Raw genomic sequence first — 21,098 nt, 5'->3', positions numbered from 1 at the left:
ACCCTAGGTGACCGGGCACGAAGTGCCCGGTGAGGGCTCAGCGCAGGGGCATGCGGGAGGTCACCCGGGCCACCACGTCCTGGTAGCGCGAGCCCGCGAGCTTGGCGAAGTGGTGGATGAGGTGGGCGTCGAGGCCGACGAGGACCCGCGCCTTCCCGGCCAGCGCGCCGTCGAGGATGATCTCGGCCGCCCGGTCGGGGGTCATCTTGGCGAGCTTCTTGTCGAAGAGGTCGTCGATGGACGCGCCGTCGAGGCCGGCGGCCTTGCGCCCGTTGCGGCTGATCCCGGTGCGGATGCCGCCGGGGTGCACGCAGGTGACGGTGACCGGGTGGCCGGCCACCAGCATCTCCTCGCGCAGCGCCTCGGTGAGCCCGCGGACGGCGTACTTGGTGGCGTTGTAGGCCGACTGGCCGGGCACGGAGACGAGCCCGAAGAGCGAGGAGATGTTGACCAGCGCGCCGTTGCCGCTGGCGATGAGGTGGGGCAGGAACTCCTTGGAGCCGTGGACGACGCCGTGGAAGTTCACACCGAGGATCCAGTCGAGGTCCTCGTAGGCGAGGTCGGTGAAGTCCCCGGTGAGGGTGACGCCGGCGTTGTTGACCACCAGGTTCACCCGACCGAACTCCTCGACCACCCCGGCCGCCCAGTCCTGCACGGCGGCGCGGTCGGAGACGTCGACCGCGTCGTGGCGCACCTTGGTGGCGCCGGCCTGCTCGGCCAGCCGCACCGTCTCGCCGAGGCCGTCGACGTTCCAGTCGGACAGCGCGAGCAGGGCGCCGCCGCGAGCGGCCTGCGTGGCCAGCGCGCGGCCGATGCCGGAGCCGGCTCCGGTGATGACGACGACCTTGTCGGTGAGGGTGGTCAGGCTCATGCCGGCAACTGTAACTCGGGGTTACCCGCCCGGGGAGGGGAGCCGGACGGTCAGGGTCGTGCCACCTGGCCGGCTGGACAGCGCGACCGAGCCGCCGTGCGAGGCGACGATCGCCTCGACCAACGACAGCCCGAGCCCGGCCCCGCCGTCGCGGTGGCGTGCGGCGTCGCCCCGGACGAACCGCTCGAAGGCGCGCGGCGCGAGGTCCGGCGGGAACCCCGGGCCGTCGTCGTGGACGGTGAAGCCCGCGGCCGTGCCGGTCACGGTGACCGTGCTGCCGGGAGGGGTGTACTTGCGGGCGTTGGTCAGCAGGTTGCTCACCACCTGGTGCAGCCGCGCCCCGTCACCCACCACCGTGAGCGGCGCGTCGGGCAGGACCAGCCGCCAGGAGCGCTCCGGGTCCACCACGCGCGCGTCGTCGACCGCCTCGAGCAGCAGCCGGGACAGGTCGACCGGCTCGCGGGCCAGGGGCCGGCCGGCGTCGAGCCTGGCGAGGAGGAGCAGGTCCTCGACGAGGGCCGTCATCCGCGCCGACTCGGTCTCGACCTTGGCCAGTGCGGTGCCGGTGGCCTCGGGCCGGCGGCGGGCCAGCTCGGTGTAGCCCGCGATCGTCGCCAGCGGCGTACGCAGCTCGTGCGAGGCGTCGGCGACGAACTGCCGGACCTGCTGCTCGCTGCGGTGGCGCTGGCCCAGCGCCGCCTCGACGTGGTCGAGCATCGTGTTGAGCGCGGCCCCGACCTGGCCGATCTCGGTCCGCTCGTCGGTGAGCCGCTCGGGCACCCGGTCGGCCATGTCGATCTCCCCGGAGGCCAGCGGGAGCTCGGCGACCCGGTGGGCGGTGGCCGAGACCTCGCGCAGCGGCGCGAGCTGGCGGCGTACGACGACCGTGCCGGCGACGGCGGCGGCGGCGACGCCCAGGAGGGTGGCCAGCAGCTCGAACCGGACCAGGTCGGAGATCGTCCGCGAGACGTCCGCCGTGGGCAGCCCGACGACCACCCAGCCGCCCTCGCCCTCGTGGCACACCACGCGGTAGCTGCCCAGCTCGGGGATGCGGACGGTGGCCGGCTCGTACTCGGCGTAGGGCATGTCGTCGTGGAGGGACTCCAGCTGGCGCTCGGACAGCGGCTCGGCGACGCCGTAGCTCTCCCCGTCGCCCTCCGACCGCACGGCGCCGGTGAGCTCGCCCTCCTCGGGCACCACGGCGACCAGGGCGCCCTCGTCCTGGCGCAGGATGTCGCGGAAGGGGTCGAAGCCGTCGCCGTCACCGTCCGGCCCGCCGTCGTCGCCCGGCCCACCGCGCGGTGCATTGACCGTCCGCACGAGCGACTCGGTCGCCTGGGCGTCGAGCTGGGCGTCGAGGTTGCGCTTCATCGCCAGCGTGGTGGCGGTGCCGATGAGGAGCGCCGTCACCGCGACCAGCAGCACCGCCACGGCGACGAGCCGGGCGGTGAGGGTGCGGGGCATCGTGGCGGAGAGCCTCACGGGCCCGCCCGGGCGGCCGGCTTGAGGACGTAGCCCGCGCCTCGCATGGTGTGGATCATCGGCTCGCGGCCGGCGTCGACCTTCTTGCGGAGGTAGGAGATGTAGAGCTCCACGACGTTGGCCTGGCCACCGAAGTCGTACTGCCAGACCCGGTCGAGGATCTGCGCCTTGCTCAGCACCCGGCGGGGGTTGCGCATGAGGAACCGCAGCAGCTCGAACTCGGTCGCCGTCAGGGCGAGCTCGTCGCCGCCGCGGTGCACCTCGTGGCTGTCCTCGTCAAGGGTGAGGTCGCCGACGGCGAGCAGGTTGCCGGCCTCGGCCTGCGCGGCGGTGCCGCCCCGGCGGATGAGGCCGCGCAGCCGGGCGACCACCTCCTCCAGCGAGAACGGCTTGGTGACGTAGTCGTCGCCACCGGCGGTGAGGCCCGCGATGCGGTCCTCGACCGCGTCCTTGGCGGTGAGGAACAGGACGGGCACGTCGCTGCCGTCGGCCCGCATCCGCCGCAGCACCTCGAGGCCGTCGAAGTCGGGCAGCATGATGTCGAGCACCACCGCGTCGGGCCGGAAGTCGCGCGCGGTCGAGACGGCGTCGGTGCCGGTGTGGGCCATCGCGAGGTCCCAGCCCTCGTAGCGCAGCGCCATCGCGAGCAGCTCGGCGATGTTGACCTCGTCGTCGACGACGAGCACCCGCACCGGCGAGCCGTCGGGTCGGGTGAGCTGCTGCACGGACAGCATCCTGCCGCCCGTTCCTGTGCGGTTGCTGTGAGGCGCCTGTCGCCTAGTCCGCGGCGGAGGCCTGGTTGAGCCGCGCGGCCTGCCGGGTGAGGTGCGTGCGCTCGGGGACGTTCGTCGCCAGCCCCGCGGCCTCGGCGTAGAGCCGGGCGGCCGTCGCGAGGTCGCCGGCCCTCTCGTGCAGGTACGCCGACGCGGCGCGGTGCCGCGGCACGTCCGGGTCGACCTCGGCCAGGGCGGCGAGGCCCGCGCGGGGCCCGTCGGCCTCGCCGACGGCCACCGCCCGGTTGAGCCGGACGACCGGGCTCCCGGTCAGCGCGAGCAGCTCGTCGTACCACTGCACGACCTGCACCCAGTCGGTCTCGGCCGTGGTCGGGGCGTCCGCGTGCAGGGCGGCGATGGCCGCCTGCAGCTGGTACTCGCCGCGCCGCTGCCGCGACAGGGCCGACTGCAGCACCGTCACGCCCTCCTCGACCAGGGTGGTGTCCCACAGGCCGCGGTCCTGCTCGGCCAGCGGCACGAGGGTCCCGTCGGCGCGGGTGCGTGCCGGGCGCCGGGCATGGTGCAGCAGCATCAGCGCGAGCAGGCCGTCGGTCTCGGGGTCCTCGCCGTGCGGGCCGGCGAGCTCGACGAGCTGCCGGGTGAGCCGGATCGCCTCGGCGGCGAGGTCCACGTCGCCGGAGTAGCCCTCGTTGAAGACGAGGTAGAGCACGCGCCGCACGGTCGCGAGGTCGCCGGGCCGGTCGAACGACTCGCCCGACACCGTCCGCTTCGCGCGGCTGATGCGCTGCGCCATCGTGGCCTCGGGGACCAGGTAGGCCTCCGCGACCTGCCGCGTCGTCAGCCCCGCGACCGCCCGCAGCGTGAGCGCGACCGCCGAGGCCGGCGTGAGGGCAGGGTGGGCGCAGAGGAAGAACACGTGCAGCGTGTCGTCGGCGTCCTCGGTGGGTCCCGGTCCGGGACGCCCGTCCACGACGACCTCACGCCGCTGGCGAGCGGACTCGGAGCGCACGGCGTCGAGGAACCGCCGCCACGCCACCGTGACCAGCCAGCCCTTGAGGTCCCGCGGCCCGGCCGTGGCACCGGCTCCGTCGTCCCCGCCGTCCCCGCCGGCTCCGTCGTCCCCGCGCCCGAAGGTGCGCCACGCCTCGACCAGGGCCTCCTGGACGGCGTCCTCAGCCGCCGCGAAGTCGGCTCCGCGGCGGACGAGGACACCGATCACCGCGGGCACGAGCGGCCGCAGCGTCGCCTCGTCGAAGGCAACCATGGCGGGAGGGTCCTCGGCGCGGTCAGTCGCCGGTGGCCGTGGGTGAGCCGTAGAAGGGCCGGACCTCGAGCCACTCGTGGATCGGCTTGCCGTCCTTGCCGGGCGCGAGGGACAGCTCGCCGGCGAGCTCGACGGCACGGTCCCAGCCGTCGACGTCGATGACGAACCAGCCGGCGATGAGGTCCTTGGTCTCGGCGAAGGGACCGTCGGTGACCGGCGGCTTGCCGGGGCCCTCGCTCCGGACCCACGCGCCCTCGGGGGCGAGCGCCTGGCCGTCGACGTACTCGCCGTTCTCCTCGAGGTGCTTGGCGAAGTCGTCCATGAACGTCATGTGCGCGTCGACCTCCTCGGGGGCCCACTGGTCCATCGGGACGTCGTTACCGGCGGCGGGGGCGCCGCGGTAGTGCTTGAGCAGCAGGTATCGGGGCATCTCGGTTCTCCTTGTCCGTCGCGGCCCATTGTGGCCGCGTCCACCCCGGGGACGGAGCCGTCGGCGGGTCCTCGACATGGCCCGCGAGATCTCCGGAGGCTCCTCACGGGCCCGGCACAGGTGCCGCACAGCAACCGGCGGGAGGCTCGGTGCCATGAGCGACGACCGCAACGACGAGACCCAGCCCGTACGCCCCGAGGGAGCGGCACCCCTCCGCACGCCCCCCGACCCGGCCGCGCCCGCACCCACGCCGGCGGCGACCGAGGCGCACGCCACCGACCCGGTGACCCGCCGCGGCTTCCGCGAGCGGCTGGGCCGCCTGCGTCGGACCGAGGGCGGCGACCGGTCCTACGGGTTGGCCGCGCTCATCGCGTCGGCGCTGGCGGGCATCATCGTCGGCGGCCTCGGCTTCGCGGCCGTGCACGCCATCGGCGACGACGGCGGCCGGGACCGTGGCGGCTGGATGCAGCAGCGCGAGGCGGACGACCGGGGTCCCGGCCGCGGTGGCATGCCCGGCGGCCCGCGCGGCGTACCGGGTCAGCTCCCCCCGACCACGCCCCCGGAGGACGAGGGCTCGACCTCCTGAGCAAACCCGGTTGCTGCCGTGGGCGAGAATGGCGCCCGTTGTGAAGATCATCTATCCGCCCGAGCTCCCGGTCTCCGCTCGGCGCGACGACATCGCCGCGGCGATCCGCGACCACCAGGTCGTGATCGTCGCGGGCGAGACCGGCTCGGGGAAGACCACCCAGCTGCCCAAGATCTGCCTGGAGCTGGGCCGCGGCGCCGGCGCGGCGGGCGGCGGCAAGCTGATCGGGCACACCCAGCCCCGCCGGATCGCGGCGCGGTCGGTGGCCGAGCGGATCGCCGACGAGCTCGGCACCGAGCTCGGCGACGTCGTCGGCTACCAGGTGCGCTTCACCGACCGGACCAGCCGCGCCAGCCGGGTCAAGCTGATGACCGACGGCATCCTGCTCGCCGAGCTGCAGCGCGACCGCGACCTCCGCAAGTACGACACGATCATCATCGACGAGGCCCATGAGCGGAGCCTCAACATCGACTTCCTCCTGGGCTACCTCAAGCGGCTGCTGCCGCGCCGCCCGGACCTCAAGGTCGTCATCACCAGCGCCACCATCGACGTCGACCGCTTCGCCGCGCACTTCGACGCCCCGGTCGTCGAGGTGTCGGGTCGTACGTTCCCGGTCGAGGTCCGCTACCGACCGCTCCTCGAGCTGCCCGAGTCCGACGAGGAGGGCGAGGCCGTCCAGCGCGACCAGACCGAGGCGATCCTCGACGCCGTGCGCGAGCTCTCAGCGGAGGGCCCGGGTGACGTCCTGGTCTTCCTGCCCGGCGAGCGCGAGATCCGCGACACCGCCGATGCGTTCGACGCCCTCGGGAGCGACCGGCTCGAGATCGTGCCGCTCTACTCGCGGCTCAGTGCGGCCGACCAGCACAAGGTCTTCTCCAGCCACTCCTCGGTCGTACGTCGCGTCGTGCTGGCCACCAACGTCGCCGAGACGTCGCTGACCGTCCCCGGCATCCGCTACGTCGTCGACACCGGCGTCGCGCGGATCAGCCGCTACTCCGTGCGCACCAAGGTGCAACGGCTGCCGATCGAGCCGATCAGCCAGGCCTCGGCCAACCAGCGCTCCGGGCGGTGCGGCCGCGTCGCGGAGGGCATCGCCATCCGGCTCTACTCCGAGGAGGACTTCGAGGCCCGCCCGGAGTTCACCGACCCCGAGATCCTGCGCACCAACCTCGCCAGCGTCATCCTCCAGATGGCCTCGCTGCGGCTCGGCGACATCGCCCGGTTCCCGTTCGTGGAGCCCCCCGACCGGCGCAACATCAAGGCCGGCACCGACCTGCTCGAGGAGCTCGGTGCCCTCACGACCGAGGCCGAGCGACAGCGTCAGGGGGAGCGGTCGTCCGGGCGACCGCCGGCCACGACGTCCCGGCCGGGCGTACGCCTGACCGCCGTCGGCAAGCGGCTGGCCCGGCTGCCCATCGACCCCCGGCTGGGCCGGATGATCCTCGAGGCCGAGCGGCTCGGCTGCCTGCGCGACGTCCTGGTCATCGCCGCCGCGCTGTCCATCCAGGACCCGCGCGAGCGCCCGGAGGAGCAGCGGGCGCAGGCCGACCAGCTGCACGCGCGCTTCAAGCACGAGTCGAGCGACTTCCTCACCTGGCTCAACCTGTGGCGCCACGTCAAGCAGCAGCAGCGCGAGCTCTCCTCCAGCGCCTTCCGCCGCATGTGCAGGCGCGAGTTCCTCAACTACCTGCGGATCCGCGAGTGGCAGGACTACGAGTCCCAGCTGCGCCAGGTGGCGAAGGAGATGGGCCTCGATGCACGCGGCTCGTCCCTCACCGCGCACTCGACCACCGAGAACGGCGTGGCCGGCGGAGCACCGTACGACGAGGACGGCATCCACCAGGCCCTGCTCTCCGGGCTCCTCAGCCACGTGGGGGCGCTGGAGGAGCGCGAGAAGGCGCGGCCCGGCGAGCGCCGGCCGATGCGGGAGTACGTCGGCGCGCGCAACGCCCGCTTCGCGATCTTCCCCGGCAGCGTGCTCAAGAGCCGCAATCCCGACTTCGTGATGAGTGCCGAGCTCGTCGAGACCTCGCGGCTCTGGGCCCGGCAGAACGCCGCCATCAAGCCCGAGTGGGCCGAGCGGCTGGGCGCCCACCTGGTCAAGCGGACCTACTCCGAGCCGCACTGGTCCCGCAAGCGGGCGTCGGTGATGGCGCGCGAGCGGGTGACGCTCTACGGCGTGCCGCTGGTCGCGGACCGGCTGGTGTCCTACGGCAAGGTCGACCCGCCGCTGGCCCGCGAGCTGTTCATCCGCCACGCCCTGGTGCAGGGGGAGTGGGACTCGAGGCACCGGTTCCTGGCCGAGAACGCGCGACTCCTCGAGGAGGCCGAGGAGCTCGAGCACCGCGCCCGGCGTCGCGACATCGTCGTCGACGAGCACACCCTGTTCGAGTTCTACGACGCCCGCGTCGGCGAGGACGTGGTGAGCGGGCAGCACTTCGACCAGTGGTGGAAGCGGGCGCGCCAGAAGAAGCCCGACCTGCTCACCTTCGACCCGGCGATGCTCACCCACGACACCGCCGGGCAGGTGCGCGCCCACGACTTCCCCACCGAGTGGCACGACAGCGACGAGGCAGGGCTGACCTTCCCGATCAGCTACCACTTCGAGCCGGGCGCCGCGGACGACGGCATCACCATCGACGTGCCCGTCGCCACCCTCAACCGGGTCGAGGCCGACGACTTCTCCTGGCTGGTCCCCGGCCTCCGCGAGGAGCTGGTCACCGAGCTGATCCGCTCGCTGCCCAAGAACCTGCGCGTGGCGATGGTGCCGGCGCCCAACACCGCGCGGGAATTCCTCGCCGCGACGCCGCCGGGTGCGGAGCCGCTGCTCGACGCGCTCGAGCGGTTCGCCCGCAGCACCCGCAGCCTGGTGATCGACCGCGACGCGTGGGACTGGTCCAAGGTGCCGGCGCACCTCCGACCGACCTACCGCGTCGTGACCGAGGAGGGCACCGAGGCCGCGCGCGGCAAGGACCTCGACGCGCTCAAGGAGCCGCTGCGCCCGACGTTCGAGCAGGCGATGGCCGACGTCGCGGCCGACTCCGGCGTCACCACGAGCGGGCGGACGTCGTGGACCTTCGGGACCGTCGAGGAGTCCTTCGTCCAGCGCCGCGCCGGCCACGAGGTGCGCGGGTTCCCCGCCCTGGTCGACGAGGGCTCGTCGGTGGGCCTGCAGGTCCTCGCCACGCCCGAGGAGGCCGCCGCCCACCACCGGCTCGGCGTACGGCGGCTGGTCCTGCTCGCGCTCGGACCGCCCACGCCGGTCGACGACGTGCTGGCCGCCGCCGGGCTGGACCAGCGCGCCAAGCTCGCGCTGGTCGGCTCGCCGTACCCGTCGGTGGGTGCGCTGCTCGAGGACCTGCGCGCGGGCCTCGTCGGCGACGTGGTCGACGCCCGGCCCACCGTGCGGGACGAGGCGGCGTACGACGCCCTGGTGGCGGCCGCCCGCGAGGCCGTCGCCGGCGGGCTGCCTGCCGCGGTGCACGACGTGATGCGGGTGCTGGAGGCCTGGCGCGCCACTGACAAGGCCATCTCCGGTCGCGCCGACCTGATGACGCTCCCGGCCATGACCGACATGCGCGCCCAGGTCGGCCGGCTGATGGTCGACGGCTTCGTCGGCGAGGCCGGCGCCGGGCGGCTGCGCGACTACCCGCGCTACCTCGGTGCCGTCACCCACCGGCGCGAGCGCCTCGACGGGCAGGTGGCCCGTGACCGCCAGCTGATGGACCAGGTCTCGGACCTGCAGGAGTCCTGGCTGCACGCGGTCGCCGCGCTGCCCGCGGGCCTGCCGCTGCCCCAGCACCTGCGCGAGGCCAGGTGGCTGCTCGAGGAGTACCGCGTCTCGCTGTTCGCGCAGCACCTCGGCACCTCGGTGAAGGTGAGCGACCAGCGGATCCGCAAGGTGCTGGGCCGCGCCGCCTGACGGCTCCTAGGCTGGGTGGCATGACGGAGCGCCCCCACCACCGCCCGATGACCCCCGGCGACGCGTTCTTCGCCGACCTCGCCGGGGGCGCGGACCCGGCCATGCTGCGCGAGGCCGGCGACCTCGCCGCCACCGTGCTCGTGCGCGGAGCCCGCGAGTCGCAGGACCCGGCCCTCGCCGAGCGCGTCGTGCACCTCGCCGAGAGCGAGGGGCTCGAGACGCTCGCCGAGGTGTGGTCCGGCGCGCCCGCCGACACCCTGGCCGGCAGCCTGTGGCGGCTGTTCCTGCTGCGCTCGTGGGTCTACGCCGACCCCGAGCGGGTCGCCACGGAGTACGAGGCCGGCCAGCGCCGCGTCGACGTGGCCCGCGTGGTCGCCGGCGTCGCCGACCCGCCCGGGCCCGACGAGCTCCGGCGGATGGTCGACGACGTGCTCCGCGGGATCGCCCGCGGGGACTTCGCGGTGACGCTGTTCCGGGCGGCCGCCTTCGCCCGCATCGTCGCGGCCGGTCGCGCGAGCCTCGGGGAGTCGTCGCACGACGAGATCACCCGGATGCTGACGCTCTCCGAGCAGCTGGAGTCGTCCGGTCACGCCGAAATCAGGCACACGCTGGGCTGAGGTTTTACAATGGTCCTGAGTGCGTCGGGCTGTGGCAGCCCCGGGTCCCGAAATAAGCCGCTACGAGCGGCCACGCGCCGTGAGGCGCTCCCGGTCCGGCGCACTCGCTCATTCCTCCCGGCCCCGCTCCGGCCCCGCTCCGGCCCCGCTCCGGCCCCGCTCCGTCGGGGCGCGGTCCCGGTGGCGAGGCCCTAGGCTCGCCGCGTGCCCGACGACCCGATCGCCCGCTACGCACCCGAGCTCGACGGCGAGCCCGACCCGGGCGAGGTCGTGTGGGCGTGGGTGCCCTACGAGGACGACCCAGCCCAGGGCAAGGACCGGCCGGTCCTCGTGCTGGGCACCGACGGCGACGGCTGGGTGGGGCTGATGCTCAGCAGCCAGGACCACGACCGCGACGCGGAGGACGAGGCGCGCCACGGCCGGCACTGGATGGACGTCGGCTCCGGCGGCTGGGACGCCCAGGGCCGGCCCAGCGAGGTGCGGCTCGACCGGCTCGTCCCCCTGAGGCGCGACGGCGTACGACGCGAGGGTGCGGTGCTCGACGCCGTGGTCTTCCACGCCGTCGTCGAGGCCCGCCGTGGACTGTCCCGTTAGGGTTCGACCCGTGCTCCACCGCCGCCCGTCCCTGCGCCGTGGCGCCCTGGCCGCCTGCGCCATGGCCGTCGCGCTGTCCACCGCTGCCTGCACCGACGACGCGGAGCCCACCCCCGAGCCGTCTCCGTCGCCGACGACGTCCGGCTCCAGCGAGCCGCGCGAGCTCGTCTTCGGCGTCTACGGCACCGAGGAGGAGGTGGCGGCCTACCAGCGCGTGGTCGACTCCTTCAACGCCAGCTCGACCACGCGGCAGGTCACGCTGAAGTCCTGGCCCGACCACGAGTCCGCGCTCGAGGACGTGCTCGCCGGCAACGCCCCGGACGCGTTCCTCACCTCCCGCATCGACCTCGACCAGCTGGTCGATGCCGAGGCGCTGCAGCCGGTGAGCCTGCTCCTCGACGAGCGCGGCGTGGACTTCGGCGACCGGTTCTCCCGTGACGCGGTCGACGCCTTCGCCATGGACGACGAGCTCCAGTGCATGGCCTACTCGGTTTCCCCGATGGTCATCTACTACAACACCGACATCATCGACTTCGACAAGATGGAGCGCCGGGGCCTCGACGTCCCGACGCTCACCTCCGAGGGCGTGCGCGAGCGCTGGTCGCTCGCCGAGTTCGACGCCGCGGCGCGGTTCGCCTCCCGGCGCGGCGACCCGCGCGGGGTGTGGATCGACCCGACGCTCGAGGGGCTGGCGCCGTTCATCTACTCCGGCGGCGGCCAGGTCTTCGACGACGACCGCGAGCCCACGTCGCTGGCCTTCTCCGACGACTCCACCCGCGAGGCGCTCAACGAGACCCTGTTCACCCTGCGCGACCCGACGCTGACGCCGACCAACGCCCAGCTGGCGCGTGCGACGCCGGTGCAGCTCTTCAAGCGCGGCGAGCTGGCGATGGTCGCGGGCTTCCGCAACCTCGTGCCCGAGCTGCGCGAGGCCGAGGACCTCGAGTTCGACGTCCTCCCGATGCCGATCATCGACGACCGCGCGACCGTCGGCGACATCAGCGGCCTGTGCCTGTCCGCCGACTCCGAGAGCATCGGCGACGCCGCGGACTTCATCGCCTACGCCGTCTCCGACGCCGCCATCGCCACGGTCGCCTCGACGGGCTACATCGTGCCCGCCAACACCGAGGTGGCCTCGTCCGACGCGTTCCTGGCGCCCGGCGAGGAGCCCGCGCAGTCCGACGTGTTCAACCAAGGCATCCGCTACATGGTCGTGCCGCCGTTCATCGACCAGCGTGACGAGCTGGTCGACGCCGTCACGCCGCTGCTCGAGCGGCTGGTGACGGCGCCGGGCGTGCTCGACCTCGACCAGGTCACCGAGGAGATCGACACCGCGTCGCAGGCGGTGCTGTCGCCGGAGGAGACCGAGGACCCCGAGGAGTCGGAGTCGCCGACGGACGAGCCGACCGAGACGCCGTCGGAGTAGGTCCTACTCGTCGGGCCGCTCGGTCCGGTCCGGCTCGGCCTCGGCGCCGAGGATCGCGCCCACCAGGGCGCCGGTGACCAGTCCGGCCTGCCACGGCCGCGCGCCGTAGGACGCGAGCTGGGTGCGTACGGCGTCCGCGAGGGCGGCCGGCTCCCTGGTCGCCGGGGGCGCCCACATCAGCCGGCGGAGGTAGTCGGGGGTGAGCAGGTTCTCGACGGGCAGGTGGTGCACCTCGGCGAGGTTGAGCATCGCCTCGCGCGCCGCCTTGAAGCGGCGGTCGGCCACCGCGTCGCGCTCGGCCCACGTGCGCGGGTGCGGGGGGCCGTCGCCGCGCGGGGCCCGGGTGGGCAGCTCGTCCTCGCCCATCTCGCGGACCTGCTCCAGCGCGTCCACCCAGGCGGAGGCGTAGCGGCTGGCACCGCGACCGTGGAAGCCCGAGGTGGACAGCAGGGCTCGGCGGTCGGCCGGCATGACGGTGGCCGCCACCACGATGGCCGAGTCGGGGAGGATCCGCCCGGGGGTGACGTCGCGCTCGGCGGCGATCCGGTCGCGCGCCTCCCACAGGGCCCGCGCCGCGCCGAGGGCCCGGCGTCCGCGGAGGCGGTGCACGCCGGACGTACGCCGCCACGCGTCGACGCGGACGGCCGGCTCGAAGTCCAGCAGGTGCTCGAACTCCTGGCGCGCCCACTCGGCCTTGCCGGCCTTCTCGAGCTCGGTGGCCATGTGGTCGCGCAGCTCGACGAGCACCTCCACGTCGAGCGCGGCGTACTCCAGCCACGGCTTCGGCAGCGGGCGGGTGGACCAGTCGGCGGCCGAGTGCTCCTTGCGCATCCGCTGCCCGAGGACCGTCTCGACGAGGGTCGCCAGGCCGACGCGCGGGTAGCCCAGCAGGCGGCCCGCGAGCTCGGTGTCGAAGAGGCTGGTGGGGGTGAGGCCGACCTCACGGAGGCACGGGAGGTCCTGGGTGGCCGCGTGCAGGATCCACTCGACGCCCTCGAGCGCCTCCTGGAGCGGCGCGAGCGTGCTCACGGCGATCGGGTCGACGAGCCAGGTGCCGGCGCCCTCGCGGCGCAGCTGGATGAGGTAGGCGCGGTTGGAGTAGCGGTAGCCGGAGGCGCGCTCGGCGTCGATGGCGACCGGACCGCTCGCCGCCGCCAGGGCGGCGCAGGCCTCGGCCAGCCGCTCGTCGGTCTCGACGATCTCGGGCAGGCCGTCACGGAGCTCGAGCAGCGGCGCCGGGGGAGCCTCGGGCTCGGGAGCTGCGACGGACTCGACGTCCGGCTCGGCGTCGGACTCGACGTCGGGCTCGACGTCGGGCTCGGCGTCAGGCTGCACGTCGGGCTCCAGGTCCGGTTCCAGGTCGGGCGTCTCGGCGGTCTCGGACATCGCTCAGGTGCCGCGCTGTCCGCGCCGGCTCGGCATGGCCGTGACGCCCTCGGGCACCGGCGGCAGCCCGACGGCGGTGCACATCAGCTCGCCCCACGCCTCGACGTGCGGCGTCATGTCGAGGCGGCCGTCCTCGTCGACGCCCGGCGTCCACGACGCGCGGATCTCGACCTGGGCCGTGCCGGGCTCGTCGGCCATCCCGCCGAAGCTCTCGGTGGTCACGCAGGTGACCGTGCCCGACGCGGCGTGGAAGTCGGCGCGGTGCGCCTCGAGCGCCTCGGTGAGCCACGACCAGCCGACGGCGGCCAGCATCGGGTCGGCGCCGAGCTCGGGGTCGAGGTCGGCGCGGGCGTAGGCCACGCAGCGGAAGGTGCCGTCCCAGGCGTCGTTGCCGGCCGGGTCGTGCAGCAGGATCAGCCGGCCGGTGCCGAGGTCCTCGTCGTCGACCGTCACATCGCCGCTCAGCGCGGACGACCACGGGGCGATGCGCTGGGGCGCCGGCATCTCCTCGCAGAGGACCTCCGGGCGCAGTGAGGCCCGACGCATGGACTCCACAGCCGCGCGGAACTCCGCGGGCCCAGCCGCGGCAGCGCTGCCGGGGTGGGTCTCGTGACGGGCCACCATGTGGCCAGAGTAGGCCAGCCATCCGCCTCGCCGATGTGCCGCCACGCCGCCTGACCTGCGAAGATTCGGGGGTGAACCACGCCGTACGCACGCCCCACCCCGGTCTGGCCGAGAGCCCGTTCCTGCGGGCCGCGCGGGGCGAGCAGCCGTCGCACACCCCGGTGTGGTTCATGCGCCAGGCCGGGCGCTCCCTGCCGGAGTACCTCAAGGTGCGCGAGGGCATCGGCATGCTCGAGTCCTGCATGGACGCCGACCTGGTCACCGAGATCACCCTGCAGCCCGTGCGCCGCTACGGCGTCGACGCGGCGATCTTCTTCTCCGACATCGTGCTACCGCTCAAGGCGGTCGGCGTCGACCTCGACATCAAGCCGGGCGTCGGCCCCGTCGTCGCGTCACCGGTGCGGACCTTGGCCGACGTCGAGGCGATCCCCGACCTCACGCCCGACCACGTGCCCTTCATCACCCGGGCGGTGCACCAGCTCGTCGCCGAGCTCGGCGCGACGCCGCTGATCGGCTTCGCCGGCGCCCCGTTCACGGTCGCGTCCTACCTCGTCGAGGGCGGTCCGTCCAAGGAGCACGCCCGCACCAAGGCGATGATGTTCGGCGCCCCGGACGTGTGGGACGCGCTGATGCGCAAGATCGCCGGCATCGCCGCGGCCTACCTCCGCATCCAGGTCGAGGCCGGCGCGTCGGCCGTCCAGCTCTTCGACTCGTGGGCGGGTGCGCTGACCCCGGCCGACTACCGCGCGTCGGTGATGCCCCACTCGGAGCGGGTGCTCGCGGCGGCGGGGGAGCTCGGCGTGCCGCGGATCCACTTCGGCGTCGGGACCTCCAACCTCCTCGGGCTGATGGGGGAGGCCGGCGCGGACGTGGTCGGCGTGGACTGGCGTACGCCCCTCGAGCAGGCCATCCCGCTCGTCGGCGACCGCGCGGTGCAGGGCAACCTCGACCCCACCCTGGTCTTCGCTCCCACCGAGGTGATGACGCAGCGGGCGGCCGAGATCATCGATGCCGGGCGCGCGGCCAAGGGCCACATCTTCAACCTCGGCCACGGCGTGATCCCCTCGACGGACCCCGATCAGCTCAAGGCGCTCACGGAGTTCGTGCACGACTACTGATCGGCGTCACCGGTGTGAGCTCCGGCGCGGCGTCGGACGCGGTGGGCGGCAGCTCGAGCGAGGCGAGGTAGGCCCGCGCCTGGCGCACCAGCGCGGCCTGCAGGTCGCGCAGCGGCTCCGAGGTCCGCTCGGCCCGGCGGCGCAGCATCAGCAGCGTCACGGTGGTCTGGTCGGTCTGGATCGGCCGGGTGGTGAGCACCCCGGCGCTCACGAGCGGGTCGGCGGTGATCGAGAAGTCCGGCAGGATCGAGAGCCCGAGCCCCGCCGCCACCATCGCCTTGCCCATCTCCGCCCCGTCGGTGGCGTAGGTCGTCCCGGGCAGCACCCCGGCGAAGACGCGGTGGGCGTAGCGGTGCATCACGAAGCCCGGGCGCATGAGCACGTGCGGCTCGGCGCGGAGGTCGTCGACGCTCACCCGCTCCTTCGCGGCCAGCGGGTGGTCGGCGGGCAGGCAGGCGACCGGGGTCCCCTCGATCAGCCGGTCGGCCACGAGCGTCGGCGGCACCTCGTCGCCGGGTAGCACGTTGACGAGACCGAGGTCGAGCGTCCCCTCGGCGAGGCCCTGCTGGATGTCGGCCTGCCGCCCGTGGACCACCTCGACGCCGCCCGACCCGTGGCGTGCGTGGAGGTCGCGCAGGGCGGGCGCGAGCAGGCTGGACGAGGCGGTGTTGACGGTGCCGATGCGCAGGTCGCGACGGCGTACGGACTGCTGGCCGGCGGCCTGGCGCAGCCGGTCGACCGCCTCGAGGACCTCGGTCATGTTCTGCAGCAGGTCGAGGCCCTGCCGGCTGATCCGGGAGCCGGTGCGCCGACGGTCGAGCAGTGTCGCGCCGAGCTCCTTCTCCAGCTTGGTCACGGCCTCGCTGAGCGCCGGCTGGGAGATATGCATGGCCTCGCTCGCCCGGCGCAGCGACCCGTGCTCCGTCACGGCCGCGAGGTACTCCAGCTGTTCGATCCGCACGCGGTGCTCCTGCTCTCGATGGTGGCCCTGGCGAGTCCCGACCCGGGGTGGCGCCTCGGTTCCAAAGTCTACTGACAAACTATACAAAACGGTGCACGGCGCGCCGTGCGTGGGCGGGGCCCCGTGGTGGTCCGTTCTGCCTGCAAGGCGACGCCTGCCACCCCCTCGACATCCCCGCCCGGCCGGTGCCGGAGCAGCGGAGCATCCGGCTGCTACCTTTGTCTACAAGATCGATAGAGATAGCGATGTACGCCCGGTGCGCGGCGGTCGTCCCCGCCGGGCGGCTCCCCTGGCCGACCCGGACCGACAGCGAGAGGACTGAGATGAAGTTCCACTGGTTCCTGCCCACCAACGGAGGCGACGGCCGCCAGGTCGTGAGCGGGGGGCACGGCGTCGAGCACGGCGCGGCCGGCCGGCCGGCCAGCGTCCCCTACCTCGGCCAGATCGCCCGCAGCGCCGAGCAGCTCGGCTTCGAGGCCGCCCTCACGCCGACCGGTGCCTGGTGCGAGGACGCGTGGCTGACCACGGCGATGCTCGCCCCGCTGTCCGAGCGGCTGCAGTTCCTGGTCGCCTTCCGTCCCGGGCTCACGTCCCCGACGCTGGCCGCGCAGATGGCCGCGACCTTCCAGAACCTCTCGGGCGGACGACTGCTGCTCAACGTCGTCACCGGCGGTGAGTCGCACGAGCAGCGCGCCTACGGCGACTTCCTCGACAAGGACGCCCGCTACGAGCGCTGCGGCGAGTTCCTGAGCATCGTGCGCCGACTCTGGGCGGGGGAGGAGGTCACCTTCGCCGGGCGCCACCTGCGCGTCGACCAGGCGCGGCTGCAGCAGCTGCCCGACCCGATCCCGCAGATCTACTTCGGCGGCTCCTCGCCCGCAGCCGGCCTGGTCGCGGCCGAGCACGCCGACGTCTACCTGACCTGGGGCGAGCCGCCGTCGGCCGTGGCGAAGAAGGTTGCCTGGATCCGTGAGCTCGCCGAGAAGCAGGGTCGCGAGATGACCTTCGGGCTCCGCGTGCACACCATCACCCGCGACACCTCCGAGGAGGCGTGGGCCGAGGCGGACCGGCTGCTGGCCGGGATCTCCGACGAGGACATCCGGCGGGTCCAGGAGGGGCTCAAGCGCTCGGAGTCGGTGGGCCAGCACAACATGCTCGCGCTCAACCAGGGCAACCGCGACGGCCTCGAGATCCACCCCAACCTGTGGGCCGGTGTCGGCCTGGTGCGCGGCGGTGCCGGCACCGCGCTCGTGGGCAGCCACGAGGAGGTGGCCGACCTGATCGAGCAGTACGTCGCGGTGGGCATCGAGGAGTTCGTCCTCTCGGCCTACCCCCACCTCGAGGGTGCGTACCACTTCGGCGAGGGCGTCCTGCCCGTGCTCGAGCAGCGCGGCCTCTGGACGCACCCGGCGCCCGCGGCGGCCCGCGCGTCCGTCCCGTTCGGCTCGTCCAAGGCCGCCTCGTGAGCACCCGCGTCGCCGTCGTGGTCGGCAACCCCAAGCCGCGCTCGCGGACCTACGAGGCCGCCCTCGCCCTCGCCGACCGGCTCGGCGGCGCGGACCTCGTCGTCGACCTCGCCGACCACGCCGGCGAGCTCTTCGACTGGGGCTCCGAGACGGTGGGCGGCCTCGTCGAGGACGTCGCCTCCAGCCTCGTCGTCATCGTCGCCAGCCCGACCTACAAGGGCACCTACACCGGCCTGCTCAAGGCGTTCCTCGACCGGTTCCCGCACCAGGGTCTCGGCGGCGTGACCGCGATCCCGCTGATGCTGGGCGCCTCGCCCGCCCACACCCTCGCCGTGGACCACGGGCTGCGGCCGCTGCTCGTCGAGCTGGGGGCCTCGGTGCCCACGAAGGGCCTCTACGTCGTCGACGCCCAGCACTCGGACCCGGAGCCCTACGACGCCTGGTTCGCCACCGCGCAGCACGCCCTCCCCGCGCTGCCCGCCCCGTCCACGCCCTCCTCCCCGACCAGTCAGGCGGTGCCCGCATGACCCTCACGACCCCCAGCTCACCGGCCTCCTCGGCCTCCCCGGCGTCCCCGTCAGGTTCCATCGACCAGCGCACCCTCCGCGACGCCTTCGGCGCGTTCCCGTCGGGCGTCGTCGCCGTGGCGGCGTCCGTGAAGGGCCAGCTCACCGGCATCGCCGCGTCCTCGTTCACCTCGGTGAGCATCGACCCGCCGCTGGTGTCGTTCTCCATCGCCGCGACCAGCTCGACCTGGCCGCTGCTGCGCGAGGCCGACCGCCTCGGCATCAGCGTGCTGGCCGACCACCACGACGCCGTGTGCCGGCAGCTCGCCGGGCCGCGCGAGGAGCGGTTCTCCGGCCTCCCGTTCCGGGTCACCGGCAACGGTGCCGTCCTCCTCGACGAGGCCCTCGCGACCTACGACTGCTCGGTGCACGAGGAGGTCGTCGCCGGCGACCACGTCATCGTGCTGCTCGAGGTCCACGAGGTCGGCGCCGGCGACGGCCAGCACCCGCTCGTCTTCCACCGCTCGGCCTTCGCCAAGCTGCACCGCGACGACCTCGACCCCTCGCGTCTCGACGGCCGCATCAACGGCGCCGACGTCGACCGGGGCGCCGCGACCGCGGATGCCGGTCCGGCCGACGAGGACCTCCACAGCACCGGGACGGAGGACGCGGCATGACGCAGACGGCACCGACCTCGACGACCCCGCCGACCGCGCGCCGCGTCGCCCTCGCCTCGGCCGTCGGCGCCACCATCGAGTGGTACGACTTCTTCCTCTACGGCACGGCCGCGGCCGTGGTGTTCGACAAGCTCTACTTCAACGGCCTCGACGGGCCCGCCGCCCAGTTCGCGGCGTTCGCCACCTTCGCGGTCGGGTTCTTCGCCCGGCCCGTCGGCGGCCTGGTCTTCGGCCACTTCGGCGACCGGATCGGTCGCAAGCAGATGCTGCTGCTGACGCTCGTCATCATGGGTGTCGGCACCGCCCTCATCGGCCTGCTGCCGACCTACGACCAGATCGGCGTCTGGGCACCGGTCGCACTGGTGCTGCTGCGGGTGCTGCAGGGCATCGGCGTGGGAGGCGAGTACGGCGGCGCGGTGCTGCTGGCCGTCGAGTACGCCCCGGCCGGGCGCCGCGGCTTCTACGGCAGCTTCGCCCACATCGGCGTGCCGGGCGGGCTGGTCCTCGCGGCGGGCGCGTTCTCGCTCGCGGGCCTGCTGCCCGAGGAGTCGTTCCTCGCCTGGGGCTGGCGCGCCTGCTTCCTCGTGAGCATCCTCCTGCTCGGCATCGGCGCCTACATCCGGCTCTCGGTGATGGAGACGCCGGAGTTCGCCAAGGTCCAGGAGCGCAAGGAGATCTCCCAGCTCCCGCTGCGCGACCTGCTGGCGCAGCAGCCGCGGCCGCTGCTCCTCGGCATGGGCACCCGCTTCATCGAGGGCTTCACCTTCAACCTGTTCTCGGTCTACCTGCTCGCCTACGTCGCGACCAACCTCGAGCTGCCGCGCAGCTGGGCGCTCGACGCGATCATGGTCGGCGCCGCGCTCGGAGTCGTGCTGGTGCCGATCGCCGGCGCCCTGTCCGACCGCGTCGGCCGCAAGCCGGTCTACCGGGTCGGCGCCTGGATCGGCCTGCTGTTCGCCTTCCCGGCCGCCGCGCTCGTCCACACCGAGGAGCGGTGGGCGATCTCGCTGGTCTTCGTGGTCGGGCTGGGCGTCGTCTACGGCACCGTCTACGGCCCCCTGGCGGCGTTCTGGTCGGAGCTGTTCGACACCCGCTACCGCTACACCGCGCTGAGCACGCTCTACCAGGTCTCCGGCATCCTCGCCTCCGGCCTCACGCCGCTGATCGCGGCCTGGCTGGTCACCCGGGGCGAGGGGACGCTCTGGTGGGTCGCGGCCTACAACGTCGCGGTGGGGGTCATCTCGCTGGTGTGCGCCCACTTCCTGCCCGAGACGCGCGGCCGTTCCCTCGACCGCGAGGACGCCGACGAGCCGGACGCCCGGGAGCGCGTCACCGTCTGACCCGAGGACGCGCGGACAGGACCTTCGTCCTGGCGGTCGGCCCACGCCGGGCCGCGCCGGGTGACGGGAGCTCTGTCCGCGCGTCTACGCGGCCGGCGTCTCGGCCGCGGCGGGCGTGGTCGCACGCCGGCGGCGTACGACGACCCAGACCGGCACGCCGACGACGAGGCCGAGGACCGCGAACGGCAGCAGCGCGCCGATGACCGTGGCGGCGGCGCCGAGCACGCTCGTCAGCGCGTCCATGCCGCCGGACAGGCCGGCCACGAACCCGGCGGGCTCGTCGGCCTCGTCCTTCTTCACCGGCTTCGCCCTGTCGGCGGAGATGTCGATGGTGATGGTGGACAGGGAGGTCTGGTCGGTGAGCCACGACTGCTGCGACTTCAGCGAGTCGAGCTCGGCCTGGCGGGTGGTGAGCTGGGACTCGATCCAGATGAGGTTGCGCAGGGACGTCGCCTCCGCCAGCAGCCGCTCGACCCGCTTCAGGCTGGCCTCCTGCGCCCGCACCCGGACGTCGTTGTCGATGACCTGCGTGGTGACGTCCTCGGACCCGCGGGTGGAGGCGACGACGCCGTCGACTTCCTCGAGCGCCGCCATGGCCTCGCTGAACCTCCCGCTCGGCACCCGGACCACGAGGCGTGCGTACGACGCCTCGCCGTCCTCGTCGGTCTCCGTGCTCTCCTCGGTCACGTCACCGCCCTGGGCGTCGACGATCCGCTGCACGTCCTGCCGGGCCCCCGCGACGTCCTTGCTCGACAACGAGACCGTGCCGGTGGAGATGACCGCCCGCTCCAGCTCGGGAGTGGTGGCCACCTGCGAGCCGGAGCCGGAGGGCCGCGCGGGCCCGGACGAGCCGGAGGACTCGGAGGAGCTGGCGTCCTCCGCCGCGGCGAGCTCCCGGCTCGTCCCGCCCCCGGCCCCGTCCGACCTGGCGAGGTCCTGTCCGGTCGACCGGTCGGCCCCGGACGACGACTCGCCCAGGGCGTCGCCGCCTCCGTCGCTGGTCGAGCAGGCGGCCATCAGGACCGACATGGTGAGGGCGGTGAGGACGCCGGCGGCGCGGGTACGAGTGGTCATGCGGGTCCGACGCCGGTGTG

Annotated in this window: 19 protein-coding genes; 10 read left to right on the top strand and 9 right to left on the bottom strand. The window is 73.7% G+C overall.

Going from position 1 to position 21,098, the window contains the following annotated elements; genetic code table 11:
* Positions 1 to 37: 37 nt before the first annotated feature.
* The 5 genes from HN031_RS03430 to HN031_RS03410 are packed head-to-tail and all read right to left on the bottom strand — an operon-like array spanning position 38 to position 4,781.
* Positions 38 to 871: an SDR family oxidoreductase gene (locus HN031_RS03430; protein ID WP_172266363.1), complete on the bottom strand. Its 834-nt coding sequence runs from the start codon at positions 869 to 871 to the stop codon at positions 38 to 40.
* A 21-nt stretch (positions 872 to 892) separates the two neighbouring features.
* A complete protein-coding gene (locus HN031_RS03425) occupies positions 893 to 2,335 on the bottom strand; it encodes a cell wall metabolism sensor histidine kinase WalK (protein WP_172266360.1) in 1,443 nt (480 codons plus the stop codon).
* Between the two features lie 14 nt (positions 2,336 to 2,349).
* Entirely contained in the window at positions 2,350 to 3,087 is a 738-nt protein-coding gene (locus HN031_RS03420) for a response regulator transcription factor (RefSeq protein WP_172266357.1), read from the bottom strand.
* Positions 3,088 to 3,130: 43 nt separating this feature from the next.
* A complete protein-coding gene (locus tag HN031_RS03415; protein WP_172266354.1) occupies positions 3,131 to 4,351 on the bottom strand; it encodes an RNA polymerase sigma factor in 1,221 nt (406 codons plus the stop codon).
* 22 nt (positions 4,352 to 4,373) lie between these two features.
* The gene (locus HN031_RS03410; protein WP_172266351.1) at positions 4,374 to 4,781 is read right to left on the bottom strand and encodes a YciI family protein; all 408 of its coding nucleotides are present in this window, start codon (positions 4,779 to 4,781) and stop codon (positions 4,374 to 4,376) included.
* A gap of 154 nt (positions 4,782 to 4,935) precedes the next feature.
* Between HN031_RS03410 and HN031_RS03405 the strand changes: the two genes are divergently transcribed.
* The 5 genes from HN031_RS03405 to HN031_RS03385 all read left to right on the top strand — a co-directional run bounded on the left by HN031_RS03405 (position 4,936) and on the right by HN031_RS03385 (position 11,926).
* A complete protein-coding gene (locus HN031_RS03405) occupies positions 4,936 to 5,367 on the top strand; it encodes a hypothetical protein (protein WP_172266348.1) in 432 nt (143 codons plus the stop codon).
* A gap of 28 nt (positions 5,368 to 5,395) precedes the next feature.
* Entirely contained in the window at positions 5,396 to 9,289 is a 3,894-nt protein-coding gene (hrpA, locus tag HN031_RS03400; RefSeq protein WP_172266345.1) for an ATP-dependent RNA helicase HrpA, read from the top strand.
* Positions 9,290 to 9,309: 20 nt separating this feature from the next.
* Entirely contained in the window at positions 9,310 to 9,906 is a 597-nt protein-coding gene (locus tag HN031_RS03395; RefSeq protein ID WP_253943016.1) for a hypothetical protein, read from the top strand.
* A 204-nt stretch (positions 9,907 to 10,110) separates the two neighbouring features.
* The gene (locus HN031_RS03390) at positions 10,111 to 10,500 is read left to right on the top strand and encodes a type II toxin-antitoxin system PemK/MazF family toxin (RefSeq protein WP_172266342.1); all 390 of its coding nucleotides are present in this window, start codon (positions 10,111 to 10,113) and stop codon (positions 10,498 to 10,500) included.
* 10 nt (positions 10,501 to 10,510) lie between these two features.
* Entirely contained in the window at positions 10,511 to 11,926 is a 1,416-nt protein-coding gene (locus HN031_RS03385) for an extracellular solute-binding protein (RefSeq protein WP_172266339.1), read from the top strand.
* Between the two features lie 3 nt (positions 11,927 to 11,929).
* Here the strand turns inward: HN031_RS03385 and HN031_RS03380 are convergent, their stop codons facing one another.
* Both HN031_RS03380 and HN031_RS03375 read right to left on the bottom strand, forming a co-directional pair.
* Positions 11,930 to 13,312 carry an HRDC domain-containing protein gene (locus HN031_RS03380; RefSeq protein WP_172266336.1) on the bottom strand — a complete coding sequence of 461 codons (1,383 nt, stop codon included), beginning with the start codon at positions 13,310 to 13,312 and terminating at the stop codon, positions 11,930 to 11,932.
* A 3-nt stretch (positions 13,313 to 13,315) separates the two neighbouring features.
* A complete protein-coding gene (locus HN031_RS03375; protein ID WP_172266333.1) occupies positions 13,316 to 13,936 on the bottom strand; it encodes a DUF3000 domain-containing protein in 621 nt (206 codons plus the stop codon).
* 71 nt (positions 13,937 to 14,007) lie between these two features.
* Between HN031_RS03375 and hemE the strand changes: the two genes are divergently transcribed.
* Positions 14,008 to 15,054, top strand: a complete 1,047-nt coding sequence (gene hemE, locus HN031_RS03370; RefSeq protein ID WP_367650637.1) for a uroporphyrinogen decarboxylase — start codon at positions 14,008 to 14,010, stop codon at positions 15,052 to 15,054.
* Here the strand turns inward: hemE and HN031_RS03365 are convergent.
* Positions 15,029 to 16,015 carry a LysR family transcriptional regulator gene (locus HN031_RS03365; RefSeq protein ID WP_172266330.1) on the bottom strand — a complete coding sequence of 329 codons (987 nt, stop codon included), beginning with the start codon at positions 16,013 to 16,015 and terminating at the stop codon, positions 15,029 to 15,031. The two genes, hemE and HN031_RS03365, sit on opposite strands and share 26 nt — an antisense overlap.
* Positions 16,016 to 16,338: 323 nt before the next feature.
* On the opposite strand from HN031_RS03365, the gene HN031_RS03360 reads away from it, so the two are divergent.
* From HN031_RS03360 to HN031_RS03345, 4 genes are read left to right on the top strand one after another with little or no spacing between them, the layout of a single operon-like run.
* Positions 16,339 to 17,481 (top strand): LLM class flavin-dependent oxidoreductase, encoded by a 1,143-nt coding sequence (locus HN031_RS03360; RefSeq protein ID WP_172266327.1) that lies wholly within the window; start codon positions 16,339 to 16,341, stop codon positions 17,479 to 17,481.
* Positions 17,478 to 18,008, top strand: coding sequence for an NAD(P)H-dependent oxidoreductase (locus HN031_RS03355; RefSeq protein ID WP_172266325.1), 531 nt, complete (start codon positions 17,478 to 17,480; stop codon positions 18,006 to 18,008). The genes HN031_RS03360 and HN031_RS03355 overlap by 4 nt, the downstream gene beginning before the upstream one ends.
* Positions 18,005 to 18,664, top strand: a complete 660-nt coding sequence (locus tag HN031_RS03350; RefSeq protein WP_172266323.1) for a flavin reductase family protein — start codon at positions 18,005 to 18,007, stop codon at positions 18,662 to 18,664. Before HN031_RS03355 ends, HN031_RS03350 begins: the two co-directional genes overlap by 4 nt.
* The gene (locus tag HN031_RS03345; protein ID WP_172266321.1) at positions 18,661 to 20,004 is read left to right on the top strand and encodes an MFS transporter; all 1,344 of its coding nucleotides are present in this window, start codon (positions 18,661 to 18,663) and stop codon (positions 20,002 to 20,004) included. Before HN031_RS03350 ends, HN031_RS03345 begins: the two co-directional genes overlap by 4 nt.
* Before the next feature lie 84 nt (positions 20,005 to 20,088).
* On the opposite strand, the gene HN031_RS03340 is transcribed toward HN031_RS03345, so the two are convergent.
* Entirely contained in the window at positions 20,089 to 21,078 is a 990-nt protein-coding gene (locus HN031_RS03340) for a DUF4349 domain-containing protein (protein ID WP_172266319.1), read from the bottom strand.
* Between the last annotated feature and the right edge of the window lie 20 nt (positions 21,079 to 21,098).

The sequence above is a fragment of the Nocardioides sp. zg-1308 genome (genome assembly GCF_013155375.1).
Classification (GTDB): Bacteria; Actinomycetota; Actinomycetes; order Propionibacteriales; family Nocardioidaceae; genus Nocardioides; species Nocardioides renjunii.
The sequence above is the reverse complement of the archived record's forward strand: the minus strand, read 5'-3'. Positions and strand labels throughout refer to the sequence as shown.

Coding starts and splice junctions, on each gene's coding strand:
- HN031_RS03430 (WP_172266363.1), bottom strand. CDS start 871: ATGAGCCTGACCACCCTCACCGACAAGGTCGTCGTCATCACCGGAGCC.
- HN031_RS03425 (WP_172266360.1), bottom strand. CDS start 2,335: ATGCCCCGCACCCTCACCGCCCGGCTCGTCGCCGTGGCGGTGCTGCTG.
- HN031_RS03420 (WP_172266357.1), bottom strand. CDS start 3,087: ATGCTGTCCGTGCAGCAGCTCACCCGACCCGACGGCTCGCCGGTGCGG.
- HN031_RS03415 (WP_172266354.1), bottom strand. CDS start 4,351: ATGGTTGCCTTCGACGAGGCGACGCTGCGGCCGCTCGTGCCCGCGGTG.
- HN031_RS03410 (WP_172266351.1), bottom strand. CDS start 4,781: ATGCCCCGATACCTGCTGCTCAAGCACTACCGCGGCGCCCCCGCCGCC.
- HN031_RS03405 (WP_172266348.1), top strand. CDS start 4,936: ATGAGCGACGACCGCAACGACGAGACCCAGCCCGTACGCCCCGAGGGA.
- hrpA (WP_172266345.1), top strand. CDS start 5,396: ATGGCGCCCGTTGTGAAGATCATCTATCCGCCCGAGCTCCCGGTCTCC.
- HN031_RS03395 (WP_253943016.1), top strand. CDS start 9,310: ATGACGGAGCGCCCCCACCACCGCCCGATGACCCCCGGCGACGCGTTC.
- HN031_RS03380 (WP_172266336.1), bottom strand. CDS start 13,312: ATGTCCGAGACCGCCGAGACGCCCGACCTGGAACCGGACCTGGAGCCC.
- HN031_RS03375 (WP_172266333.1), bottom strand. CDS start 13,936: ATGGTGGCCCGTCACGAGACCCACCCCGGCAGCGCTGCCGCGGCTGGG.
- HN031_RS03360 (WP_172266327.1), top strand. CDS start 16,339: ATGAAGTTCCACTGGTTCCTGCCCACCAACGGAGGCGACGGCCGCCAG.
- HN031_RS03350 (WP_172266323.1), top strand. CDS start 18,005: ATGACCCTCACGACCCCCAGCTCACCGGCCTCCTCGGCCTCCCCGGCG.
- HN031_RS03345 (WP_172266321.1), top strand. CDS start 18,661: ATGACGCAGACGGCACCGACCTCGACGACCCCGCCGACCGCGCGCCGC.
- HN031_RS03340 (WP_172266319.1), bottom strand. CDS start 21,078: ATGACCACTCGTACCCGCGCCGCCGGCGTCCTCACCGCCCTCACCATG.